Annotated in this window: 21 protein-coding genes; 2 read left to right on the top strand and 19 right to left on the bottom strand. The window is 60.5% G+C overall.

All coding sequences use genetic code 11. The features are described 5' to 3' along the window. Positions 1–40 precede the first annotated feature (40 nt). The 3 genes from ntrC to dusB are packed head-to-tail and all read right to left on the bottom strand — an operon-like array spanning position 41 to position 3,596. The gene (gene ntrC, locus KD146_RS06890; RefSeq protein ID WP_212657972.1) at positions 41–1,486 is read right to left on the bottom strand and encodes a nitrogen regulation protein NR(I); all 1,446 of its coding nucleotides are present in this window, start codon (positions 1,484–1,486) and stop codon (positions 41–43) included. Beyond that, complete coding sequence (locus tag KD146_RS06885; protein ID WP_212657971.1) at positions 1,483–2,619, bottom strand: two-component system sensor histidine kinase NtrB; 1,137 nt, start codon at positions 2,617–2,619, stop codon at positions 1,483–1,485. Before KD146_RS06885 ends, ntrC begins: the two co-directional genes overlap by 4 nt. Then, positions 2,616–3,596: a tRNA dihydrouridine synthase DusB gene (gene dusB, locus KD146_RS06880; protein WP_249327600.1), complete on the bottom strand. Its 981-nt coding sequence runs from the start codon at positions 3,594–3,596 to the stop codon at positions 2,616–2,618. Before dusB ends, KD146_RS06885 begins: the two co-directional genes overlap by 4 nt. 178 nt (positions 3,597–3,774) lie before the next feature. Between dusB and KD146_RS06875 the strand changes: the two genes are divergently transcribed. Both KD146_RS06875 and KD146_RS06870 read left to right on the top strand, forming a co-directional pair. Continuing rightward, positions 3,775–4,986, top strand: a complete 1,212-nt coding sequence (locus KD146_RS06875; RefSeq protein ID WP_345790757.1) for a bifunctional 2-C-methyl-D-erythritol 4-phosphate cytidylyltransferase/2-C-methyl-D-erythritol 2,4-cyclodiphosphate synthase — start codon at positions 3,775–3,777, stop codon at positions 4,984–4,986. Then, on the top strand, positions 4,986–5,495 hold the full coding sequence (locus tag KD146_RS06870; protein WP_212657969.1) for a CinA family protein: 510 nt from the start codon (positions 4,986–4,988) through the stop codon (positions 5,493–5,495). The genes KD146_RS06875 and KD146_RS06870 overlap by 1 nt, the downstream gene beginning before the upstream one ends. Positions 5,496–5,517: 22 nt before the next feature. Here KD146_RS06870 and KD146_RS06865 read toward each other — a convergent pair whose 3' ends face one another. The 16 genes from KD146_RS06865 to aspS all read right to left on the bottom strand — a co-directional run bounded on the left by KD146_RS06865 (position 5,518) and on the right by aspS (position 21,908). Next, positions 5,518–5,961, bottom strand: a complete 444-nt coding sequence (locus tag KD146_RS06865) for a type II toxin-antitoxin system RatA family toxin (protein ID WP_212657968.1) — start codon at positions 5,959–5,961, stop codon at positions 5,518–5,520. Next, positions 5,961–6,914, bottom strand: a complete 954-nt coding sequence (gene lipA / locus KD146_RS06860; protein WP_212657967.1) for a lipoyl synthase — start codon at positions 6,912–6,914, stop codon at positions 5,961–5,963. The genes KD146_RS06865 and lipA overlap by 1 nt, the downstream gene beginning before the upstream one ends. A 15-nt stretch (positions 6,915–6,929) precedes the next feature. Further along, entirely contained in the window at positions 6,930–7,187 is a 258-nt protein-coding gene (locus KD146_RS06855) for a GlsB/YeaQ/YmgE family stress response membrane protein (protein ID WP_212659135.1), read from the bottom strand. Between the two features lie 121 nt (positions 7,188–7,308). Beyond that, on the bottom strand, positions 7,309–8,355 hold the full coding sequence (locus tag KD146_RS06850) for a Gfo/Idh/MocA family protein (protein WP_212657966.1): 1,047 nt from the start codon (positions 8,353–8,355) through the stop codon (positions 7,309–7,311). Positions 8,356–8,405: 50 nt separating this feature from the next. Then, a complete protein-coding gene (lpdA, locus tag KD146_RS06845; RefSeq protein WP_212657965.1) occupies positions 8,406–9,845 on the bottom strand; it encodes a dihydrolipoyl dehydrogenase in 1,440 nt (479 codons plus the stop codon). A gap of 30 nt (positions 9,846–9,875) precedes the next feature. Next, the gene (locus KD146_RS06840) at positions 9,876–10,523 is read right to left on the bottom strand and encodes an SGNH/GDSL hydrolase family protein (protein WP_212657964.1); all 648 of its coding nucleotides are present in this window, start codon (positions 10,521–10,523) and stop codon (positions 9,876–9,878) included. Positions 10,524–10,533: 10 nt separating this feature from the next. Further along, entirely contained in the window at positions 10,534–11,904 is a 1,371-nt protein-coding gene (locus KD146_RS06835) for a pyruvate dehydrogenase complex dihydrolipoamide acetyltransferase (protein WP_212657963.1), read from the bottom strand. 11 nt (positions 11,905–11,915) lie between these two features. Next, entirely contained in the window at positions 11,916–13,316 is a 1,401-nt protein-coding gene (locus KD146_RS06830) for a pyruvate dehydrogenase complex E1 component subunit beta (RefSeq protein ID WP_212657962.1), read from the bottom strand. Between the two features lies 1 nt (position 13,317). After that, entirely contained in the window at positions 13,318–13,713 is a 396-nt protein-coding gene (locus KD146_RS06825; RefSeq protein WP_212657961.1) for a hypothetical protein, read from the bottom strand. A gap of 11 nt (positions 13,714–13,724) precedes the next feature. After that, a complete protein-coding gene (pdhA, locus tag KD146_RS06820; protein WP_212657960.1) occupies positions 13,725–14,744 on the bottom strand; it encodes a pyruvate dehydrogenase (acetyl-transferring) E1 component subunit alpha in 1,020 nt (339 codons plus the stop codon). A gap of 116 nt (positions 14,745–14,860) precedes the next feature. Next, entirely contained in the window at positions 14,861–15,262 is a 402-nt protein-coding gene (locus KD146_RS06815; RefSeq protein ID WP_212657959.1) for an FtsB family cell division protein, read from the bottom strand. A 106-nt stretch (positions 15,263–15,368) separates the two neighbouring features. Next, the gene (locus KD146_RS06810) at positions 15,369–15,533 is read right to left on the bottom strand and encodes a hypothetical protein (RefSeq protein WP_212657958.1); all 165 of its coding nucleotides are present in this window, start codon (positions 15,531–15,533) and stop codon (positions 15,369–15,371) included. Positions 15,534–15,645: 112 nt separating this feature from the next. Beyond that, positions 15,646–15,939, bottom strand: a complete 294-nt coding sequence (locus tag KD146_RS06805; protein ID WP_212657957.1) for a Dabb family protein — start codon at positions 15,937–15,939, stop codon at positions 15,646–15,648. Further along, the gene (locus KD146_RS06800) at positions 15,936–18,221 is read right to left on the bottom strand and encodes an NADP-dependent malic enzyme (RefSeq protein ID WP_212657956.1); all 2,286 of its coding nucleotides are present in this window, start codon (positions 18,219–18,221) and stop codon (positions 15,936–15,938) included. The genes KD146_RS06805 and KD146_RS06800 overlap by 4 nt, the downstream gene beginning before the upstream one ends. Positions 18,222–18,349: 128 nt before the next feature. Continuing rightward, positions 18,350–19,951 (bottom strand): EAL domain-containing protein, encoded by a 1,602-nt coding sequence (locus KD146_RS06795; protein WP_212657955.1) that lies wholly within the window; start codon positions 19,949–19,951, stop codon positions 18,350–18,352. 160 nt (positions 19,952–20,111) lie between these two features. Further along, on the bottom strand, positions 20,112–21,908 hold the full coding sequence (gene aspS / locus KD146_RS06790; RefSeq protein WP_212657954.1) for an aspartate--tRNA ligase: 1,797 nt from the start codon (positions 21,906–21,908) through the stop codon (positions 20,112–20,114). Between the last annotated feature and the right edge of the window lie 188 nt (positions 21,909–22,096).

Below are 22,096 nucleotides of genomic sequence, written 5' to 3'. Positions count from 1 at the left end.
CAACGGGTCCGGCACTGTCGCCAGCGCCGGGCCACCCGCGCTAATTGCGGCGGCTGTGCTTGACGATCTCGATGCTGTGCGTGCGGATCTTCTTGCGCAGCGTATTGCGGTTGAGCCCGAGCAGGTCCGCCGCCTTGATCTGGTTGCCCCCACAGGCATTGAGCGCCATGGCGATCAATGGCGCCTCGACCCGGTCAATCACCCGCTGATAGAGGCCGGGCGGCGGCAGATTGGGCTCATATTCGCGCAGCACATCACCCACATGGGTTTCCACGGCCATCGACACATCCACTGGTCCCGAGGGCCCTGTGGCCGTCGGACGATCGGCAATATTGAGTTCGTTCTGCACGATCTCGGCCGAAATGCTTTCGTCGGCGTACAGCGCCGAGAGCCGCCGAACCAGATTCTCCAACTCGCGCACATTGCCCGGCCAGGAATAGTTCTGCATCAGCTTGATGGCCTCGGGCGAAATCGACTTCACCGGCTCGCCCTCGCGCTGTGCAACCTTGAGGAAGTGCAGCGCCAGATCACCGACATCGTCAATGCGTTCGCGCAGCGGTGGCAACCGGATCGGCACTACATTGAGGCGATAGTACAGATCTTCGCGGAACAGACCCTGGCGGATCATCTGGCTCAGGTCACGATGGGTCGCTGCCACGATGCGCACATTCGTCTTGATTGAGCTGCGCCCGCCGACCATCGTGTATTCGCCTTCCTGCAGCACGCGCAGCAGACGGGTCTGGGCATCCATCGGCATGTCGCCGATTTCGTCAAGGAACAGCGTGCCCCCCTCCGCCTGCTCAAAACGCCCCGAAGAGCGCGTATTGGCACCGGTAAAGGCACCCTTCTCATGCCCGAACAGTTCGGCTTCGATCAGGTCACGCGGAATGGCTGCCATATTGATGGCCACAAACGGCCCGTTCCGGCGCTTGCCGAAATCATGCAGCGCCCGCGCCACCAGTTCCTTGCCCGTACCGCTCTCGCCGGTGATCATCACCGTCAGATCGGTCTGCATCAGCCGCGCCAGCGCACGATAGATATCCTGCATCGCGGTGGAGCGACCCACCAGCGGCATGGTTTCACCGGCTTCATCGGCATGACGTTCGGCCTTGGTCGGCTTCTTCGCATCGGCCAGCGCCCGCGCCACCACCGAAAGCACTTCGGTAATGTCGAATGGCTTTGGCAGATATTCATAGGCCCCCACCTCAGACGCCCGAATGGCGGTCATGAAGGTGTTCTGCGCGCTCATCACGATCATCGGCAGATCGGGGCGCAGCTTCTTGATCTTGGGCATCACCTCAAAGGCGTTGCCATCGGGCATCGCCACGTCGGTGATCAGAATGTCACCTTCACCACGGCTGACCCAGTTCCACATGGTCGAGATATTGCCCGTGGGGCGCACCTCATAGCCGGCACGTGTCAGCGCCTGGTTGAGCACCATGCGGATGGCGGCATCGTCATCGGCGAGCAGGACGACATGGCTCATGGTGCCATTCCCTCTTCTTCTGGAACTTGAAAGGCCCCGCTCGCAACGGGAAGCAGAATACGAAACTTGGTCCGACCCGGCCGGCTGTCGCAATCGATCACGCCGCCATGGTCACCGACGATCTTGGCCACCAGCGCCAGCCCAAGCCCCGACCCGTTCTGCTTGGTCGTCACGAATGGATCAAACAGGAACGGCAGGATGTCAGCTGGCACGCCCGGCCCATTGTCTTCGATGACAATCTCGAGCGGCAGTGAAATGCGTTCCGACACGCCCATCACGCTGATACGGATGCCCGGACGAAATGCAGTAGAGAACTTGATCTCGGGATTCTGTGTACGATCAAGGGATTCCGAGGCATTCTTCACCAGATTGAGGAAGACCTGGATCAGTTGATCACGATTGCCGAACACCGGTGGCAACGATGGATCATACTCTTCGGAGAACGAAATTCCGCGCGCCACGCCATTGCGCGCCAGCAGCTTCACCCGATCCAGAATGACGTGGATATTGATCGGCTCGCGCTCCATCGGTCGCTCGTCGCCAAACACTTCCACCCGATCAATCAGATGCACGATCCGGTCGGTCTCTTCGCGGATCAGGCGCGCCAGCGGAATTTCGTCGCTGCTCACGGTCTGCTCGAGCAGTTGCGCTGCGCCTCGGATACCCGATAGCGGGTTCTTGATTTCATGCGCCAGCATCGACGCCAGCCCCGTCACCGAGCGCGCCGCGCCCCGCGACACCATCTGCCGATCGATCTTGTCGGCCATGGTGCGTTCCTGAATCAGCAGGGCGACCCGGCCATCACTGTCCGAAAGCGGACTGGCGAACACATCGGCAATCCGCTCATCGCCAAAGCGCGAGGAACCGACACGGACGCGGTATTCGGTCATTGGCGCCCGGCGCAATGCCACCGTCTCAACCAGACTGATGATCGGCGAGCCAAAGGCTATCAGATCATCGAGCCGCTGCCGCGTCAGCACACTCAGCGAAGCGCCAAAGAACGCTTCTGCTGCATAATTCACGAAGACAATCTGTCGATTGTCGTCACACACGATAATCGGCTGCGGCAACGCCTGAATGACCGCAGCCGATGGCACGGATGCTGCAGCTTGTTTGGCTTGTTCAGAACTCATGCTGCGGCCTTCCAGTCGCCCGAAAAAATCTCGCGGATCATGGTCAGAACCTCCGCGGGGGTCTCATTGTTGAGGAAGGCTGTGCGGCTGGGCTTGTCCAGCACGATCCCGGCGGCATCGAGATACCAGCCCAGATGCTTGCGCGCAGCCCGCAGTCCCACGCCAGTGCCATACTCGCTCAGCATGTCTTCATATTGCTCGCAGATCAGCGCCGTCAGCACCTCACCCCGAGGCTGCTCGGGCACATCGTGTCCACTCAACCGGGCGCCAATAGCCCCCACCCGCCATGGTTGTCCCTGAGCGCCGCGTCCCAGCATGACCGCTGCCGCACCAGACAGCCGCAGGGCCTCCTGCGCCGCATCAAGGTCGGTAATGTCGCCATTGACCACCACAGGCACGTTCACGGCCTCTACAACGGCCCGCACCAGTTCCCAGCGCGCCTGTCCTTTGTAGAACTGCTGCCGGGTGCGCCCATGCACCGAAATCATCTGCACGCCAGCATCGACCGCCCGGCGGGCCATCTCGGCCGCATTGAGACTATCATCGTCCCATCCCAGTCGCATCTTGACCGTGACCGGCAATGGCGTGGCCGAAACCACGGCGTCCACCAGCGTCATGGCGTGATCGGGCACCCGCATCAGGGCAGACCCGGCAAAGCCATTGGTCACCCGTTTGGATGGGCAGCCGAAGTTGATGTCGATGATATCGGCCCCTGCATCCTGGGCCAGCTTGGCGCCCCGGCGCATCCACTCGGCTTCACAACCGGCGAGTTGCACCATGTGCGGCAGCTTTTCCGGCTTGCCCAGGCGGCGCGCCATATCCTTGTTGCCGGTGGCCAGCGCATTGCTGGCGATCATTTCCGACACCACCATACCCGCGCCATAGCGCTCGGCCATCTTGCGGAATGACCGGTCAGTGATCCCGGCCATGGGCGCGAGAAAAGCATTATTGCGGACCGAATGGCCGCCGATGCTCAACTTGCAGGCATCTACCGACAAAACACTGCCCCAGAAATGATCATCGTTACAAATATGCCCGCACAATAGTCAAAACCCATGCCCGCGCAATCCCTTATCTGGGCATTGCCAGCGTTCAGCAGCCCTGCACTTGCCGCATAGGACCACCGACGCTAGACCACCTTAATGTGACTGCTTCTTGTCCGAGTTTCTGCCCGCCATGCGTCCAAAAACAATTGCCGTTATCATCGTGGCTGCCGGCAAGGGCGAACGCGCCGCAGCGACCGGCATCCCCGATCCCAAACAATATCGCACCATTGGCGGCAAGCCGGTCCTGACCCGCACCATTGCGGCCTTTCTCGCGGTGCCGGAAGTCACCCAGATCGTCACCATCATCCATCCCGATCATGGTGACCGCTATGCCGCGCTCGGCCTCAAGGATGACCGTTTATTGCCTCCCGTAGTCGGCGGGGCATCGCGACAGGCCTCGGTACTGGCCGGGCTCAAGGCCTTGGCGCCAGCCCGGCCTGATCTGGTGCTGATTCAGGACGCTGCACGCCCCTTTGCCAGCGCAAGGCTGATTGGTGATGTCATTGGCGCGCTCAGCCAGTCCGAGGGTGCCCTGCCCACCTTGCCCGTCACCGACACCATAAAGCGCTCGCTTGATGGCACTCAGGTCAGCACGACCGAAGACCGCAACCAGCTCTTTGCCGCGCAGACCCCGCAGGGCTTCCGTTTCGGCCAGATCTTTTCGGCCCATATGCGCGCCGCCACCGTGCCGCGCCAGTTTACCGACGATGCCGAGATTGCCGAATGGGCCGGGCTGCGTGTCGCCATGGTCGCCGGCGAGCGCAGCAATATCAAGATTACCCACCCCGACGACTTCGCCCACGCCGAACGTATTCTGACTGGAGACCTCGCTATGGAAACCCGCATCGGCACCGGCTTTGACGTGCACTCATTTGAACCCGGCGACCATGTCTGGCTCGGCGGCGTCCGCATTCCCTACAAGTTCAAGCTTAACGGTCACTCCGATTCAGACGTCGCCCTGCATGCCTTGACGGACGCCATTTATGGCGCCATCGGCGCTGGCGATATCGGCGTGCACTTTCCACCCTCCGATATGCAGTGGAAAGGCGCAGCCTCCACCTTGTTCCTTAAGCACGCTGGCGAACTGGTCGCCAAGGCCAGCGGCCGCATCGTCAATCTCGACGTGACAATTGTCTGCGAAGGACCCAAGATCGCGCCACACGTGCCGGCAATGCGCACTGTCATTGCCGAAACACTTGGGATCGCGTCATCGCGGATCGCGGTCAAGGCAACGACAAGCGAGAAGCTCGGGTTCACCGGGCGGGAGGAAGGTATCGTGGCTATGGCAAGCGCAAGCATTGAAGTGCCGAGGGTTGACTGATGACAACCAAAACAGCCGCAACACCCACTGACCCTGCACAGCAGGTCATCGAACTGCTCACGGCCGCCAAAAAGTCCATTGTGACGGCCGAAAGCTGCACTGGCGGCCTTGTCGCCGCCGCGCTCACCGATGTGCCCGGCGCCTCAAAGGCGTTCTTTGGCGGATACATTACCTACGCCAATGACGCCAAGGCCCGCATGATCCATGTGCAGGCCCGCCTGATCCGTGACTATGGCGCTGTCAGTAACCAGGTCGCCCGCGCCATGGCCGACGGTGCCCGCAACACGGCCCACGCCGATTTCGCCGTCGCGGTCACCGGCATTGCCGGCCCCGATGGTGGCTCCGAAAAGAAGCCGGTCGGTCTGGTCTATGTGGCGGTCTCGTCCGAACTGGCCACCGTGGTCATCGAACACCGTTTTGGCGATCTCGGACGCGCCGAAATTCGCCAGGCCAGCGTCAATGCCGCACTTGATCTGGTGGTCGAGGTTCTCACCGGCACGCAGGACTGAACGGGCCCAGCCGCGCTCTGGGCTAGTTCCCGAAGCGCCGGTCTGCCTCGTCGCAGAACGCCTGCATGATCTCTTCCTGCTTGGCCGCAAAGGCCGGCTCGGCCACGGCTGCCACGAAGGGATTGGATATCTTGAAGTCGATTTCGAAGCGCACCCGCGTGCCCATGCCCTCGGCCTCAAAGCGCCAGACACTATCGAGATAGGCAAACGGGCCATCGACGGCCTTGGCCGAAATGGTCAGTGCCTCGGGATCGCTGGTCACCCGGCTGGTATAGGCCTGGGTGATAGGTCCGAAATTCAACGTCATCTTGGCCAGTTGCACATTGGGCGATCCCGCTGCCGGATCTGGCCGCACGTCCATCGCCTTGCAGTTGGGGATGAAGCGCGGATAGTCCGGCAGATCTGACACGATCTGAAACATGCGCTGCGGCAGATGCGGCACATGCCGCTCGAAGAAGCGTTTCATCAGTGACCCAGCTTTGCCATCCGGGCCGCCTTGAGCGCGGCAAAGTCTTCACCGGCATGATGCGAAGAGCGGGTCAGCGGGCTCGATGAAACAAGCGAGAACCCCTTGGCCGTCGCCACCGTCGCATAGGACTTGAACTCGTCCGGCGTCACAAAGCGGATCAGCGGCGTATGCTTTTTGGTCGGCTGCAGATACTGGCCGATGGTCAGGAAATCCACCTCTGCAGAGCGCAAGTCATCCATCAATTGCAGCACTTCATTCCGCTCCTCGCCAAGCCCGACCATGATGCCCGATTTGGTGAACATGGTGGGGTCGAGTTCCTTGACCCGCTGCAGCAGACGGATTGAGTGGAAATAGCGCGCACCGGGGCGCACCTTGAGATATTTCGACGGAACGGTTTCCAGATTGTGGTTGAACACGTCTGGCTTGGCCGCCACCACCACTTCGAGCGCGCCATCCTTGCGCAGGAAGTCCGGTGTCAGGATTTCAATAGTGGTCTTGGGATTACGGGCCCGGATCGCCAGGATCACGTCGGCAAAGTGCTGCGCCCCGCCATCGGCCAGATCATCCCGGTCCACCGAGGTGATCACCACATGCTCAAGCCCAAGCTTTTCGACCGCACTGGCGACCTTTTCCGGCTCACTGGCATCGAGCGGACCGGGCATGCCGGTACGTACATTGCAGAAGGCGCAGGCGCGCGTACAGATTTCGCCCATGATCATCATGGTCGCGTGCTTCTTGCTCCAGCACTCGCCAATATTGGGGCAGCCGGCCTCCTCGCACACCGTCACCAGCCCGTGCTCACGCACGATCTGCTGGGTCTCCTTGTAAACCGGCGAACCCGGCGCCTTGACGCGGATCCAGTCCGGCTTGCGCAGCACCACGCTGTCAGGCCTGTTGGCCTTTTCGGGGTGGCGTGGCTTGAGCGCGGAATTGTCGATCAGTGTGACCAAGGGATGTCCTGACTTCTAAGCAATCAGCCGTGCCAGCAGCACGACTATGATGGCGCCGACCGTTGAGGTCACGATCTGCCGCAGCAGTTCGTTGCGGATACCAAGATTGATCCGCAGCGCGTTGAACAGATATCCCCCCACGAAGGAACCGACCACACCGCTCACCAGATAGGTGATCAGCCCGCCGCCACCAACGATCAGACTGGCCAGAAACCCTGCCAGCAGGCCGATGCCGATAAACATCAGCGCCGATCGATTATTGTTCTGACCCATTGTAAAGCCGCCGCCTGTGGTTTGTCGTTCCGGTAGTGCCATATTCAGTCCCCCTGAAGTTGTCGGTGAGATATTGCGTCTCGCCTGCCCTGCTTCAAGGCTTCCCAGATGTTTACCTGCGCTACGCCGAGGCCATGACATCGGCGATTTCAATCCATTCGCCGCCACGTGCGGCCGACTGGATGGTCGCCTGCACCAGCGCCAGCGAATGCAGATTGTCTTCGCCCGAGCTGAACCGCGCCGGCGCAGCACCCGTCTCGATGGTCTTGGCGATCGCTCCCAGCGTCCCCATGCGGTCTGCCAGCGCAACATCGGCCAGTGCCACGGGCACCGCATCACCATCCCGTTCGCGCAGCGCCAGCCGGTCCGGCCCCGCCTTGCCCATGAAATGATCGCGCGAGCTCCAGATGATCTCGCCATCAGAGCAATCCATGGTCCACTCCCCCGACCACGGCGTCACCGGCCCGCTGCTCATCCACGAACCGCGATAGGAAACGATCGTCCCCTTTTCGAACTCCAGCGTCGCCACCCCGATCGGATGATGCCCGAACGGGCTGGCTGGCGGGTTCCAGGTGCGGCACGATACGCGCTTGGGCTCGTCACCGAGCACCATGCGCATCAGATCGAAGTGATGGATCGACATGTCCGCCAGCAGCGGATCAGGCATATCCCAGTAGCGATAGCCCTGGCTGGGCGCATGGCGCCTGAAGTCGATCGACACCAGATTGACCGGCCCGAACTTCTGCGCCCCGATCAGCTCGGCCACGGCGATGGGTGCAGACTGGAAGCGATAGTTCTGGCTGACCATCAGCACCCGGCCCTTGGCTTTGGCCAATGCCACCAGTTCCTTTGCCTGGGCGATGGTCGAGGCGAACGGCTTCTCCACGAGCACATTGAGCCCCAGTTCCAGGGCCTGCTTGACCACCGGATAGTGCGCTTCGGTCCGCAGCGTGCAGATCGCCAGATCCGCATCAACCGCCGCGACCGCATCGTCCAGGCTCAAAAAGCAGCTCTTGGCGTCGATCCCCAGTTCGTCCTGTACCCGCTTGGTGGCGTCAGGATTGGAATCCACATACCCCACCATCTCAACAGTGGGAACATTGGGGATAACGTCCTTGGTCCAGCTGAATCCCCAATGTCCCAGACCGATTTGTATCGCTTTGACCATGTGGATAACTTTCTGAAAACCTGTGGATAGGCAGTGGAAAACGTCGGGCGCTACATGTTCAGCGCGCGACCATAAGCATCCAGCACACTTTCCTTCATCGTCTCGCTCAGCGTGGGATGCGGGAAGATGGTGTGCATCAGTTCTTCCTCGGTGGTCTCGAGGTTCATCGCCACCACAAAGCCCTGGATCAACTCGGTCACTTCGGCACCGATCATGTGGGCACCCAGCAATTCGCCGGTCTTGGCATCAAAGATCGTCTTGACCAGCCCGTCAGGCTCGCCCAGCGCAATCGCCTTGCCATTGCCGATGAACGGGAAGCGGCCAACCTTGATCTCACGACCGGCTTCCTTGGCCTTGGCTTCGGTCAGACCGACGCTGGCCACCTGCGGCTCGCAATAGGTGCAACCGGGCACCAGCAGCTTGTTGAGCCCGTGCACCTTCATGCCGGCGATCTTTTCGACTGTAATCACGGCCTCATGCTCGGCCTTGTGCGCCAGCATGGGTGGGCCCGCCACATCGCCAATCGCCCAGATGCCATCGACATTGGTCTTGCCGTAGCCGTCGATGACAATGGCGCCGCGCTCGGTTTTGACCCCGACCTTCTCCAGGCCGATGCCCTCGATATTGCACATCACGCCAATCGCCGAGATCAGCTTGTCGCCAGCAATTTGCTGCTTCTCGCCTGATTTCAGCTCGACATGGGCAATCACGCCATCCTTGGTCTTTTCAACCTTGGCAACCTTGGCCTCGGTCATGATCTTGATGCCGCGCTTTTCCAGCCGCTTGCGGGCCAGGGCAGAAATTTCGGCGTCTTCGACCGGCATGATCTGCGGCAGCAATTCAATGATGGTCACCTCGGCGCCCATCGAGCGGTAGAACGAGGCAAACTCCACGCCAATGGCGCCCGAACCCATCACCACCAGCGATTTGGGCATCGCGGCGGGCTTCATGGCTTCGAAATAGGTCCAGATCTTGTCGCCATCAGGCTCGATACCGGGCAGCACGCGGGGCCGCGCACCGGTTGCGATAATGATGTTCTTGGCCTTGTAGGTGCCTTCGCCCAGCGCATTCTTGGGCACAGGGCCCTGCGGCTCGACGATCTTCTTCTTGGTCGGCGCGACTTTGACCTCACCAGGCTTGGTGATTTCGGCCTCGCCCCAGATGATGTCGATCTTGTTCTTCTTCATCAGGAACTGCACGCCATTGTTCATCTGCGCCGCAATGGCGCGCGAACGCTTGACCACACCGTCAATATCGAAGCCGAATTTCTCGGCGGTCAGCCCGTAATCCTTGGCATGGCTCATATGGCCATAGACTTCGGCAGAGCGCAGCAGCGCCTTGGTCGGGATACAGCCCCAGTTCGAGCAGATGCCAGCCATATGCTCGCGCTCGATAATGCCCACCTTCATGCCCAGCTGCGCGCCACGGATCGCGGCAACATAACCGCCGGGACCGGCGCCGATAACGAGAAGGTCGTATTGGTCAGCCATTTGGGCCTCCAGAATAGTCGATGAAGCGGGTCAGAGACCCAACATGGATGTAACGACAGGCACCAGGACCTCGCCAATCGCCCGCGTATTCTTTGCGTCCAGATGAACGCCGTCTTCAGGATCGGCAACGGCCACCGTCGAAGCGTCAAAAAAGCCGGTATCAAGCTCTTCGGCCCGCCGCGCATAATGGGCCGCAAACTGGCTCGATTGTTCGAGCCCGTGCGTATAGCCACCGAAGTGACCCATCATGTCGGCGTTCTCGCTCTCGCAAACCAGCGGTGGCGCCACCAGCATGATCTTGGGGGCCGTTTCGCCCTTGCCCGCGTAGTGACCGCGCACAACATGCACCAGCCGGCGCATGCCGAACGAGGCTTCCAGCGCCGAGCCGCAAATGGCGGGCTTGAGGTCATTGGTCCCCAGCATGATGATCACCAGGTCCAGCGGACTGTGGCTTTCCAGCAGCGTGGGCAGAATGCGGGCGCCATTGCGGTCCGCATTGGCGTACCAGTCATCCGACGCCGTCGTGCGACCACCAAGGCCTTCGGCGATCACCCGCGCCTTGCCGGCAAGGCCAGCTTCAAGCGCGCTGGGCCAGCGATCCGCAAAAGCGTGCCGCGGACCACCAGTCGGATTGGCACCGAAAGTCAGGCTGTCGCCATAGGCCAGAATGGTTTTCATGTCCCTGCCCCTAGGCCAGCATCATGACGGGGTTTTCGATCAGCCCCTTGAACACGCCGAGCAGTTCAGCGCCCAGAGCCCCGTCAACCGCGCGGTGATCGCAGCTCAGCGTCACCGTCATGAAGTTGCCGATCTTGATCTCACCCTTGTCGGGGAAAACGCGTTCTTCGCCAACGCCCACGGCCAGGATCGTGCCATGGGGCGGATTGATCACTGCCGCAAAATTGGTGATCCCGAACATGCCCAGATTGGACACCGAGGAAGCCCCGCCCTGATATTCATGCGGCGCCAGCTTCTTGGACTTGGCGCGCGTTGCAAGGTCTTTCACCTTGTCGGAAATCTCGCGCAGGCTGAGCGTATCGCAGCTCTTGACCACGGGCGTAAACAGCCCACCGGGCACCGCCACAGCAACCGCAACGTCGCTGCGCTTGTGATACAAAATGCTGTCGCCGGCCCAGGTCGCATTGGCCAGCGGTACGCGTTGCAGCGCGACGGCCCACGCCTTCATCACGAAGTCATTGACCGAGAGCTTGTAGGCAGGCTTGCCTTCCTTGCTCTTGGGCGCCTGTGCATTGATCTGCGCCCGCGCGTCGAGCAGCGCGTCAATCCGGCAATCCAGCGTCAGATAGAAGTGCGGCACGGTCTGCTTGGATTCGGTCAGGCGCGCAGCAACGACCTTGCGCATGCCATCATTGGGCACCAGTTCGTAGCTGCCCTCTTCATAGAGCGCGATAACCTGTTCCTTGCTCATGCCACCGGCAGGTGCAGCCGCACCAACCGAAGCGCCAGCAGCGGACGCGGCAGCCTTGAGCGGGGTCTTGCCCGACTTAGCCGCTTCCACGTCCGTTTTGACCACGCGACCTTTGGGACCGGTGCCGGAAATGGCGGCAACATCAATCCCCGCTTCCTTGGCCAGACGGCGCGCCAGCGGCGAGGCGAACACCTTGCCACCAGCCGGCTTGGCGGGCGCCGGCGCAGGGTCGGCCTTGGCCGTGGGCGCGGTCTGGGTAGCCGCATCGGCCCGCATGATCGTGCCGGCATCCTTGGCAGGTTCTGCCGCCTTGGGGGCTTCAGCTTTCGGCGTTTCAGCCTTGGGAGCCTCGGCCTTGGGCGCAGCAGCCATGTCGTCGGCGCTTTCGCCTTCCTGCAACAGCACGGCAATCACGGCATTGACCTTCACATTGTCAGTGCCTTCGGCAACCATGATCTTGCCGATCTTGCCCTCATCGACGGCCTCGACTTCCATGGTGGCCTTGTCGGTCTCAATTTCGGCGATCACGTCACCCGAGGAGACGCTGTCGCCCTCCTTGACGTGCCACTTGGCAAGCTTGCCCTCTTCCATCGTGGGAGAGAGCGCCGGCATGGTGATATCAATCGGCATCCCAAATCTCCTTACGAACGGTAGGTGACGGCGTTCACCGCCGCGATAACTTCATCGACATTGGGCAGCGCCAGTTTTTCGAGGTTGGCAGCATAGGGCATCGGCACATCCTTGCCGGTCACGCGCATCACGGGCGCATCCAGATAGTCAAACGCCTGTTCCATCACCCGCGCAGACAGCTCGGCGCCGATGCCACCCTGTGGCCAGCCCTCTTCAACCGTCACCAGACGGCCGGTCTTCTTGACCGACTCGATGACCGTATCACTGTCCAGCGGCCGCAGCGTGCGCAGGTCGATCAATTCGACATCGACACCCGCCGCCACCAGCTTCTCGGTGGCCTGGGTCGCATAACGCATACCCATGGAGAACGACACAATGGTCACATCGGCACCCTTGCGGGCAATGCGTGCCTTACCAATTGGCAACACGAAATCGTCGACCTTGGGCACCAGTCCGGTTGACCCGTACAAGATCTCGTTTTCGAGGAAGATCACCGGATTGGGTGAGCGAATGGCAGCTTTGAGCAGACCCTTGGCATCAGCCGCGCTATAGGGCGCGATCACTGTCAGACCGGGCACATGCGCATACCAGCTCGAATAGTCCTGGCTATGCTGGGCGCCAACGCGCGATGCCACACCATTGGGACCACGGAACACCATGGGCGCGGTCACCTGGCCGCCCGACATGTAAAGCTGCTTGGCAGCCGAGTTGATGATCTGGTCGATTGCCTGCATGGCAAAGTTCCAGGTCATGAATTCAACGATTGGCTTAAGACCGGCAAACGCGGCACCAACAGCCAGACCGGCAAAGCCGTGCTCGGTAATAGGCGTGTCGATAACGCGCTCAGGACCGAATTCCTGCAGCAGGTTCTGGGTGATCTTGTAGGCGCCCTGATATTCAGCAACCTCCTCACCCATCACGAACACGTCCTTGTCGCGGCGCAGCTCTTCGGCCATCGCCTCGTTCAGCGCCTGGCGCACGGTCATCTCGACCATCTCGACGCCTTCGGGCAAATCGGGATCATCCTGGGCTACGAACTTGGGGGCTTCGGCCGCAGCCGGCGCCTTGGCTTCAGCGGGCACGCTGGCCTGTTCGCTGGCGGCGCTCTCGGCCTTGGGATCGGCTGAAGCTGTCTGTTCAGCGACCTTGGGCGTTGCTTCCCCGGCCTCTTCGCCTTCACCGAGCACCAGAGCGATCGGTGTATTGACCTTTACGCCTTCAGTGCCTTCCTCGATCATCAATTCCTTGACGACGCCGCTATCGACCGACTCGACTTCCATGGTCGCCTTATCGGTCTCGATCTCAGCCAGCACATCGCCGGGCGCGACGGTATCGCCGACCTTGACCAGCCATTTGGAGAGTTTTCCCTCTTCCATCGTGGGCGACAGCGCGGGCATCAGGATTTGAGGCATATCAACTCTCCGAAAGAGGAACGCCGGGCATGGCCACACGGCGAAGGTCAGTATTGAAGGCGAATTCGGCGGGAATGATCCGCGGATCGTTGATCAGCCGGGACGTGATGGAAGCCTGCGCTCCCGAACCCCGATTGACCGCCCATCCGCTGAGCATCACTCCCAGCACGATGAAAACAAGAAAGGCGATGGCGGCACGCTTGTAGATCTCGACATTGCTTGCCGCAGCCGGACCAGCCTTGGCCTGCACGGCAGCGAACTTCCACCACCCCAGCACCATGAATGAACCCAAACGCTCACCCACGGGCGCCTGCTGCACCATCATCACGGCCTGCCAGACCGCCACCAATAGTGACAGAATGGCAAAGACTGCAATGACACCAAGCAGCACGCTCATCTTTTGGTCCCTTAGGCGCTGATAGTGATATCAGTCCACAGTTCCGCGGGATCGGGCTCGGCATCATTGGTCGCGAACTCGGCAGCCTCGGTCACAATGGCCCGGATCTCGACCTCGATCGCCTTGAGCGATTCTTCGGTCTGCGCACCCGATTCGAGCAGGCGAGCCTTCACCTGCTCGATGGGATCGCGTTCCTGCCGGTACTTGGTCACTTCGTCCTTGGTGCGATATTTCGCGGGATCGGACATTGAGTGACCACGATACCGATAGGTCAGCATCTCGAGAATGTACGGACCCTTGCCCGACCGGGCATATTCGATGGCGCGCTGGGCGGCATCATGCACCATGCGCACATCCATGCCGTCCACCTGCTCGCCCGGAATATCGAACGACGCGCCGCGCATGGAAAAATCGGTCGTCGCCGCAGCGCGCTCGATCGATGTGCCCATGGCATATTTGTTGTTTTCGATGATGAACACGACCGGCAGCTTCCACAGCTTGGCCATGTTGAAGCTCTCATAGACCTGGCCCTGATTGGCCGCGCCGTCGCCGAAATAGGCCAGCGACACCGAATTGTCGCCACGGTACTTGGCCGCAAAGGCCAGCCCGGTGCCCAGCGAAACTTGTGCACCCACAATGCCGTTGCCGCCATAAAAGCGATGTTCATTGGAGAACATGTGCATCGAACCGCCCTTGCCGCGCGACAGTCCGCCCTGGCGACCGGTCAGCTCGGCCATCACACCCTTGGGGTCCAGCCCCATGACCAGCATGTGTCCGTGGTCACGATAGCCGGTGATCTGGGCATCCTTGCCCTTTTCGGAGGCCATGGTGATACCGGTGACCACAGCTTCCTGGCCGATATAGAGGTGACAGAACCCACCGATCAGGCCCATGCCATACATCTGGCCGGCCTTCTCTTCAAAACGCCGGATCAGCAGCATCTCGCGATACGCTTCGAGCTCCTGCTCTGGCGTGAACTGGGGGACATTGGATTGCGTCTTGGCTTTGGTAGCCACAGCTTTACGCGCCATAGAGAACGCTCCGCATCGGAAATGAAATTGCCGCTTCGGCCAGTTTGGCCACAGATGCGCACCCTAACGCAAGCGAGCGGGAAAAAGCAATGCTCTCGCATCACCCACAGAAAAGCCTAAAGCGTTGAATCCGCTTCGATTATAGCGGTTAACTCGTCTGTGGCTAATTCTTGGAATTTACTGGAAATGGGTTTACCGCTGCGCGGATCAACCATGACGATAATATCGTCTACATTCGCCATATTGAGCAGGGAACGTGCCCGTTCTGTGACGATGTCGGGATCAAGGCGCCGCGGGTCCATCAGCGTGGCGCGGTGGCGGTAATCATCGATTTCGGCCTGCAGCGCCGAGGACTTCGCCTTGAGCTGATCGATATCGAGCAGGATCTCGGCGCGGTTCTCAATACCGAACTGCCCGCCAATGGCCGAGAAGCCCAGATAACCCTGAAACCCCAGCAGCGCGACGGTCAAAGCAAGTGGGCGCCAGATGGCAGGGCGTTTGAGGCGAGTGGTGGACATAAGGGGCGAACCAGAATTGAACGCTCGCACTTTGCCCGACAAGGGCTTAACGCCCCGTTGCGAACCGACAAATGCGTTGCAGCACGCTGTCGGCGCAGTCAAATCGTTACAGACCCGACGGGAATACGCCCACCAGTACGGCGGCTACGAACAGCCAGCACAGGGCTGCCAGCACCATGATCACCAGAAATGGCCGCTCCCGCAGCCAGGCAACGCCCGCACCGGCATTGGTCCCGCGACCCACAAGGCTCTCATACACTTTTCCCAACACAACGCACCTCTTGATATTGTTTGCCTGTAAACACGCATCACGTGCTTCCCCGGACAAAACACCAAAAATAGCGCTGCAATAGAAGTCGGGAAAATCCCTCCCCGTTTGAAGGTTAGAGCGACAGGTAGTCGAGTTCCATGAAACGCTCGACTTCAACCAGCCAGCGATCGCGCACGAAAGCAGTGTGATCGGGGTGGTCATTATAGGCGTTATAGGCCGCCTCATCAGCAAACCGCATTGCAAAACCAAAGGCGAAATCGGTCTTCGGGCTGATCTGACGCAACTGCTCGAAATCCTGCACGCCGGGAATAGCCGCCAGAATGGTCTTGGCGTCACCCAGAAACGCGGCCTCCTCGGCCGATCCCGGGGCGTGCTTGAGCGTGAACGCCACCGTGTGCCGGATCACGCGTCAGACCCCATCGCTTCGGTCGCGGCAATGGCGGCCATGTTGACGATGCCGCGGCTGGTGGTCGAGGGCGCCAGAATATGCGCCGGCGATTTCGGCCCCATCAGGATCGGCCCGACCGACAATGCATTGTTCATTTCCTTGAGCAGCGTCATCGACAGATTGGCAGCGTCCAGATTGGGGAAGATCAACAGATTGGCTTCGCCGCCCAGCACCGAATCCGGCACATAGCGCTCGCGCAGATCCTGGTTCAGCGCCAGATCGCCCTGCATCTCGCCTTCCACAATCATCTCGGGCGCGATCACCTTGAGCTTCTTGTAGACCTCACGCATTTTGTAGGCGCTGTCGCCATCACGCGAACCAAAGTTCGAATAGCTCAGCAACGCCACCTTGGCTTCGATGTTGAAGCGCTTGAGGTGATTGCGCGCCTGCAAGGCCACCCCCACGATCTCATCAGGTGACGGATCAATATTGACGTAGGTGTCTGCCAGGAAGAACGCGCCACGCGGCATGATCAACATTGATAGCGCCGAAACATCACTGACGCCGTCCTGCAGACCGATCACCGAGCGGATGTCACGGACATGGCGAATGAACCGGCCCTGCAGCCCGCAGATCAGCCCATCGGCCTCGCCGCGCCGTACGGCCAGCGCGCCGATCACTGTCGGATTGGTGCGGACCACCTGTCGCGCCGTATCCGGCGTCACCCCGTCCCGACCCACCAGCGAGTGGAACAGGCTGACATAGTCGCGATAGCGGGGATCGTCCTCGGGGTTGATCACCTCAAAGTCCTGACCGGGCTTCAGGCCCAGACCAAACCGCTCGATACGCGCCTCGATCACCGAGGGACGACCGATCAGGATCGGTCGGGCAATGCGCTCTTCGAGCAGTACCTGGGTAGCCCGCAGCACGCGCTCGTCCTCGCCATCAGCAAAGGCGATACGCTTGTTCTGGCCATGGCTGCGATCAATGATCGGCTTCATGACCAAGCCCGACCGGAACACGAACCGGTTCAGGCTATCCATATAGGCGGGCCAGTCCGTAATCGGGTTCTTGGCCACACCCGTTTCCATCGCAGCCCGCGCCACGGCCGGCGCAATGCGCAGAATCAGGCGCTGATCGAATGGATTGGGAATGATGTGATCGGGGCCATAAACCGCCGGCGCCCCCGACGGAGATACTTCCAGGCCGGGCTCGCGCGCCAGCTTGGCGATCGCCCGTACGGCCGCCAGCTTCATTTCCTCATTGATCGTGGTCGCAGCCACATCGAGCGCCCCACGGAAAATGAAGGGGAAGCACAGCACGTTATTGACCTGATTGGGGAAGTCAGACCGCCCCGTGCAGACCATGGCATCAGGCCGTGTGGCCTTGGCCAGATCTGGCAGGATCTCGGGGTTCGGATTGGCCAGCGCCAGCACCAGTGGCTTGGGCGCCATCTTGGCCAGCATTTCGGGCTTGAGCGCACCCGCGGCCGACAGCCCCAGGAACACGTCGGCGCCTTCGATCACCTCGGCCAGGCTGGTTGCCTCGCTGACCCGACGAAACTGTCCACGCCACTTGTCATTGATGTCATTGCGCTTGTGCGTCACCAGGCCGTCCTTGTCGGCGACCCAGATGTTTTCGTACTTGGCGCCGAGCGCCACCAGCACGTTGAGGCAGGCAATGGCAGCAGCCCCTGCCCCGGACGCGCAGATTTTGACGTCCTCAATCTTCTTGCCCTTGAGCTCCAGCCCGTTGAGCACAGCAGCACCCACGATGATCGCGGTACCGTGCTGGTCATCATGGAACACCGGGATCGGCATCCGCTCGCGCAGCGTCTCTTCGATTTCAAAGCAATCGGGCGCGCGGATGTCTTCAAGGTTGATGCCGCCAAAGGTCGGCCAGAGCGGCGCCACGGCGTCGATGAATTTCTGCGGATCGGTCTCGTCGATTTCCAGGTCGAACACGTCAATGCCGGCGAACTTCTTGAACAGAACCGCCTTGCCTTCCATCACTGGCTTGGAAGCCAGCGCACCGATATTGCCCAGTCCCAGAACAGCCGTACCGTTGGAAATCACCGCCACCAGATTCTGTCGCGAGGTATAGCGCGCCACGGCATCGGGATTGGCAGCGATCTCTTCGCATGGCGCTGCCACGCCGGGCGAATAGGCCAGCGCCAGATCGCGCTGGTTGCCTAGCGGCTTGGTTGGCTGGATCTCGAGCTTGCCGGGCTTGGGGAATTCATGGAAGTGCAGCGCCGCATCGCGCAGGGCTTTCCGCTGTTCGTTGACGTCAGTGGACACCTAAGATCTCCTCTTCAGCATTCACTTAAGACAAGCCAATGCACCGGTACATGACCGTGTTGGTGCCACCAATTGCCATCGAAGAAAAGGGGCTAAGTCCGCCAATGCCTGCAACTATGGTCGCAGCTTTACGCCGCGCTGGCGACAACCGCTTCAATCTGGGTGGTTTCGGCCATGTTGGCATGCAGCGCCATGGCCAGTTCCTTGAACGCCGAATTTTTCAGCGCCGGAGCAAAAATGAAGCCCTGGGCCTGCACCACGCCGCGCGCCCGCAGGTATAGCGCCTGCGCTTCGGTTTCCACGCCTTCAGCCACGATCTCGCAATCAAGATCCTTGGCCATGGCAATCAGACCGTCGAGTACGGGCACCTGCGTGGTGCCGGGCTTGATCATATCGACAAAGATCCGGTCGATCTTGATCACGTCGATACCCAGCGTGCCCAGATAGGCCAGATTGGAATGGCCCGTGCCCGCGTCATCCATGGCCAGCTTGCAGCCCATCGCGTGCAGACCGGCGATCACGCTATTAGCGACACCTGAATTGGCCAGCGGATGGCGCTCGGTGATTTCAAACACCAGCTGGCGGAAATTGACCGGCGAATTGCCGAAAATTCCCTGCACGTCCGCAACAATGCTGTCGTCACGGAAGTGGCCTTCAAACAGATTGATCGCCACCTTCATGTCCGGCATCAGCGTGCACAGATCACTCAGGTCATACTTGACCTGCTGCATCAGCGACAGCGTCATGGGAATAGCCAGACCCGTTACCTCGGCATAATCGATAAAGGCACCGGGCGGCACAATCTCGCCGTTCTTCTTCTCCCAGCGACACAGCACCTCGCAGCCAACCAGCCCCCCGGTTCGCAGATTGATCACCGGCTGGTAGTACGGCTTGATCTCACCGCGCGCGATGGCGCGCTCCAAATCAAATGCTGGCACCCGCGAGCGTCGAACATAATTCAGCGCCAGAATCAGGAATGCCGCGCTCATCAGGCAGGCCACGATGGTGAAGCTGACATCGAGATCAGCATAGCCCGCGCGCGCCATGGCGAACGGCATGGCATATTCCACCTTGAGCGGCATCTCCCCGGCAAAGCCTTGGGCAAAGATGAACTCGGTCGACTCGGTCCGCCGGTCAAACCCGGTCGGATCGCCAATCGTCATGATTGAGGTGCCATCGGTCAGCGAGACCCGCAGCATCCCGCCTGCATCAATCCCCTCGGACAGCGAACCCTTGGTCTGGCCCAAGAGCGGCACAAACGCCGATACCCGCCGCAACTCACCAAACGACTGGGTGATCTTGAGCGCCGGCATGTCCATTTCACCGAACTGGACCAGCGTAATGGTCTCGGTACGGCCCGGGACCGGCAGCGCCTTGGAGAGCGGCGAGAACGAAACATTGCGCCCGAACGCGTCGCAATACTGCACGCCGTCGGCATTCTCGACCAAAACCTGCTTCATATTGAGACTGTTTTCGATCGCCACCTGCACATTGGCAACAAACGTCGGGGTGCACAGCGAAGGGCTGTCCGCCAAAATTGTCCGCAGCGAGGCGATGGCGTCGTGCGATCCGACAGCAATTTGTGAGGTTATCGTCCCAACATATTGAAACGCATTATCTCTTTCGCGAACGCGCACATAAGCGTCCAGCAGATAATCCACTGCCACAATGGGCAGGAACGCCAAAATGGCGCCCAGCAGCATCAGGATATGGGAGTATCGAGATTTCAATTGGCGAATCCGAGCCGGCTAAGTGACCCCTCATCGGTAACCGCCAGCATTTAACGGATCATTAACGCTGGTTAATTCCCGGAAACCTTCTGTTGCAGCACCCAACAAAAAGGCGGCCGCTGCGAACAGCGACCGCCCAGACTAGCAATAGGCTCCAGCGCTACTTCTTGTCTTGCACGTTCAGCCGGATGCTCAGCTCGCGCAGTTGAGACGCTGGCGCCGCGCTTGGCGCGCCCATCAGCAGGTCTTCGGCCTGCTGGTTCATCGGGAACGCCGTGATCTCACGCAGGTTCTGCACGCCACACAGCAGCATCACCACACGGTCCACACCAAAGGCCGCGCCACCATGCGGCGGTGCGCCATACTGGAATGCCCGATAAAGTCCGCCAAACTGCTCTTCGACCTCGGCCCGGCTCTTGCCGGTCAGCTCGAACGCCTTGACCATGGTGTCTGGCAGCTGGTTACGGATCGACCCTGAGGCGATCTCGTAGCCATTGCAGACCGCATCATACTGATAGGCCTTGATTGTCAACGGGTCCTGGTTGTTCAGCGCGTCAATGCCGCCCTGAGGCATCGAGAACGGGTTATGCGCGAAGTCGACGCGCTTGTTCTCTTCGTCCCACTCGTAGAATGGGAAGTCCACGATCCAGCACAGCGCAAACTGTTCGGTATCGATCACATCGAGATCGGTGCCGACCTTGGTGCGCGCGTCGCCAGCAAACTTGTAAAACTTGGCAGGACGACCGCATACGAAGAACACCGCATCGCCGTCATCAAGCTCAAGCTCGGCCTTGAGGGCTGCGGTGCGCTCTTCGCCGATATTCTTGGCGATCGGACCACTGCCCTGCCCGTCCTTGAAGAAGATATAGCCAAGGCCAGGCTGACCTTCGCCCTGGGCCCAGGCATTCATGCGATCGCAGAACGCACGGCCAATCGGCTCATTGCCAGCCTTGTTTTTGGCCGGAATGGCCCAGACTTCGACCTTGTCGTCGGCTTCGATCTGACCGGCGAACACCTTGAAGCCTGAACCGGCGAAGTGCTCGGTAACAGCCTGCATTTCGATCGGGTTGCGCAGATCGGGCTTATCCGAACCATACTTGCGGATCGCGGTATCATAGGGAATGCGCGGCCAGTCCTTGGTGACGCGCTTGCCATTGGCAAACTCTTCAAAGATGCCGGTCATGATCGGCGTCATGGTATCCCAGACGTCTTCCTGGGTGACGAAGCTCATTTCCATGTCGAGCTGATAGAACTCGCCTGGCAGGCGGTCAGCGCGCGGGTCTTCATCACGGAAGCACGGCGCAATCTGGAAGTAGCGGTCAAAGCCCGCCACCATCAGCAACTGCTTGTATTGCTGGGGTGCCTGCGGCAGCGCGAAGAACTTGCCCGGATGGATGCGGCTTGGCACCAGGAAGTCACGGGCGCCTTCGGGCGATGAGGCCGTCAGGATTGGCGTCGAATACTCGCCAAACCCGGCTTCACCCATGCGGTTGCGCATGGCGCTGATGATCTTGGTGCGCTTGACGATATTGGCATGCAGCTTTTCGCGGCGCAGATCCACGAAACGATAGGTCAGCCGCACATCTTCAGGATATTCCTGCTCGCCAAACACCGGCAGCGGGAGTTCCTTGGCAGCCGAGAGCACTTCGATCTCGCGGATGAAGATCTCGATCGTGCCCGTGGGCAGGTTCGGGTTCACTGCAGCATCGGCGCGCAGCTTGACCTCGCCATCAATGCGGATGACCCATTCCGAACGCACCTGCTCGGCAGCCGCAAAGGCCGGCGAATCGGGGTCGATGACGCACTGGGTGAGACCGTAATGGTCGCGCAAGTCGATGAACAGCAATCCGCCATGGTCGCGGATACGATGGACCCAGCCGCTCAAACGGACGGTCTCGCCCGCATCCTTGGCAGTCAGGGCCCCGCAGGTGTGCGAGCGGTAGCGATGTGAAGTCATGTGAAAAAGCTCTGCAAAAAGGCCGGAATCTTGGGGCGGAAAAGCGCATGGGAGCCCCCAATTGTCAAGTTGAACGGGTCCTGACGGCGCGATTGGCCTCCCATCCACCCAAGTGGCGTCAACCACTTAACAAATCCGGTATGGAGTGCATCTGTCGCACCTGCTACTACCATTGGTGACGAATTTGA

It is taken from the genome of Devosia litorisediminis, assembly GCF_018334155.1.
Classification (GTDB): Bacteria; Pseudomonadota; Alphaproteobacteria; order Rhizobiales; family Devosiaceae; genus Devosia; species Devosia litorisediminis.
This window is presented reverse-complemented; position numbering and strand designations above follow the sequence as displayed.

Coding starts and splice junctions, on each gene's coding strand:
- ntrC (WP_212657972.1), bottom strand. CDS start 1,486: ATGAGCCATGTCGTCCTGCTCGCCGATGACGATGCCGCCATCCGCATG.
- KD146_RS06885 (WP_212657971.1), bottom strand. CDS start 2,619: ATGAGTTCTGAACAAGCCAAACAAGCTGCAGCATCCGTGCCATCGGCT.
- KD146_RS06870 (WP_212657969.1), top strand. CDS start 4,986: ATGACAACCAAAACAGCCGCAACACCCACTGACCCTGCACAGCAGGTC.
- KD146_RS06865 (WP_212657968.1), bottom strand. CDS start 5,961: ATGAAACGCTTCTTCGAGCGGCATGTGCCGCATCTGCCGCAGCGCATG.
- KD146_RS06855 (WP_212659135.1), bottom strand. CDS start 7,187: ATGGGTCAGAACAATAATCGATCGGCGCTGATGTTTATCGGCATCGGC.
- KD146_RS06850 (WP_212657966.1), bottom strand. CDS start 8,355: ATGGTCAAAGCGATACAAATCGGTCTGGGACATTGGGGATTCAGCTGG.
- lpdA (WP_212657965.1), bottom strand. CDS start 9,845: ATGGCTGACCAATACGACCTTCTCGTTATCGGCGCCGGTCCCGGCGGT.
- KD146_RS06840 (WP_212657964.1), bottom strand. CDS start 10,523: ATGAAAACCATTCTGGCCTATGGCGACAGCCTGACTTTCGGTGCCAAT.
- KD146_RS06835 (WP_212657963.1), bottom strand. CDS start 11,904: ATGCCGATTGATATCACCATGCCGGCGCTCTCTCCCACGATGGAAGAG.
- KD146_RS06830 (WP_212657962.1), bottom strand. CDS start 13,316: ATGCCTCAAATCCTGATGCCCGCGCTGTCGCCCACGATGGAAGAGGGA.
- KD146_RS06825 (WP_212657961.1), bottom strand. CDS start 13,713: ATGAGCGTGCTGCTTGGTGTCATTGCAGTCTTTGCCATTCTGTCACTA.
- pdhA (WP_212657960.1), bottom strand. CDS start 14,744: ATGGCGCGTAAAGCTGTGGCTACCAAAGCCAAGACGCAATCCAATGTC.
- KD146_RS06815 (WP_212657959.1), bottom strand. CDS start 15,262: ATGTCCACCACTCGCCTCAAACGCCCTGCCATCTGGCGCCCACTTGCT.
- aspS (WP_212657954.1), bottom strand. CDS start 21,908: ATGACTTCACATCGCTACCGCTCGCACACCTGCGGGGCCCTGACTGCC.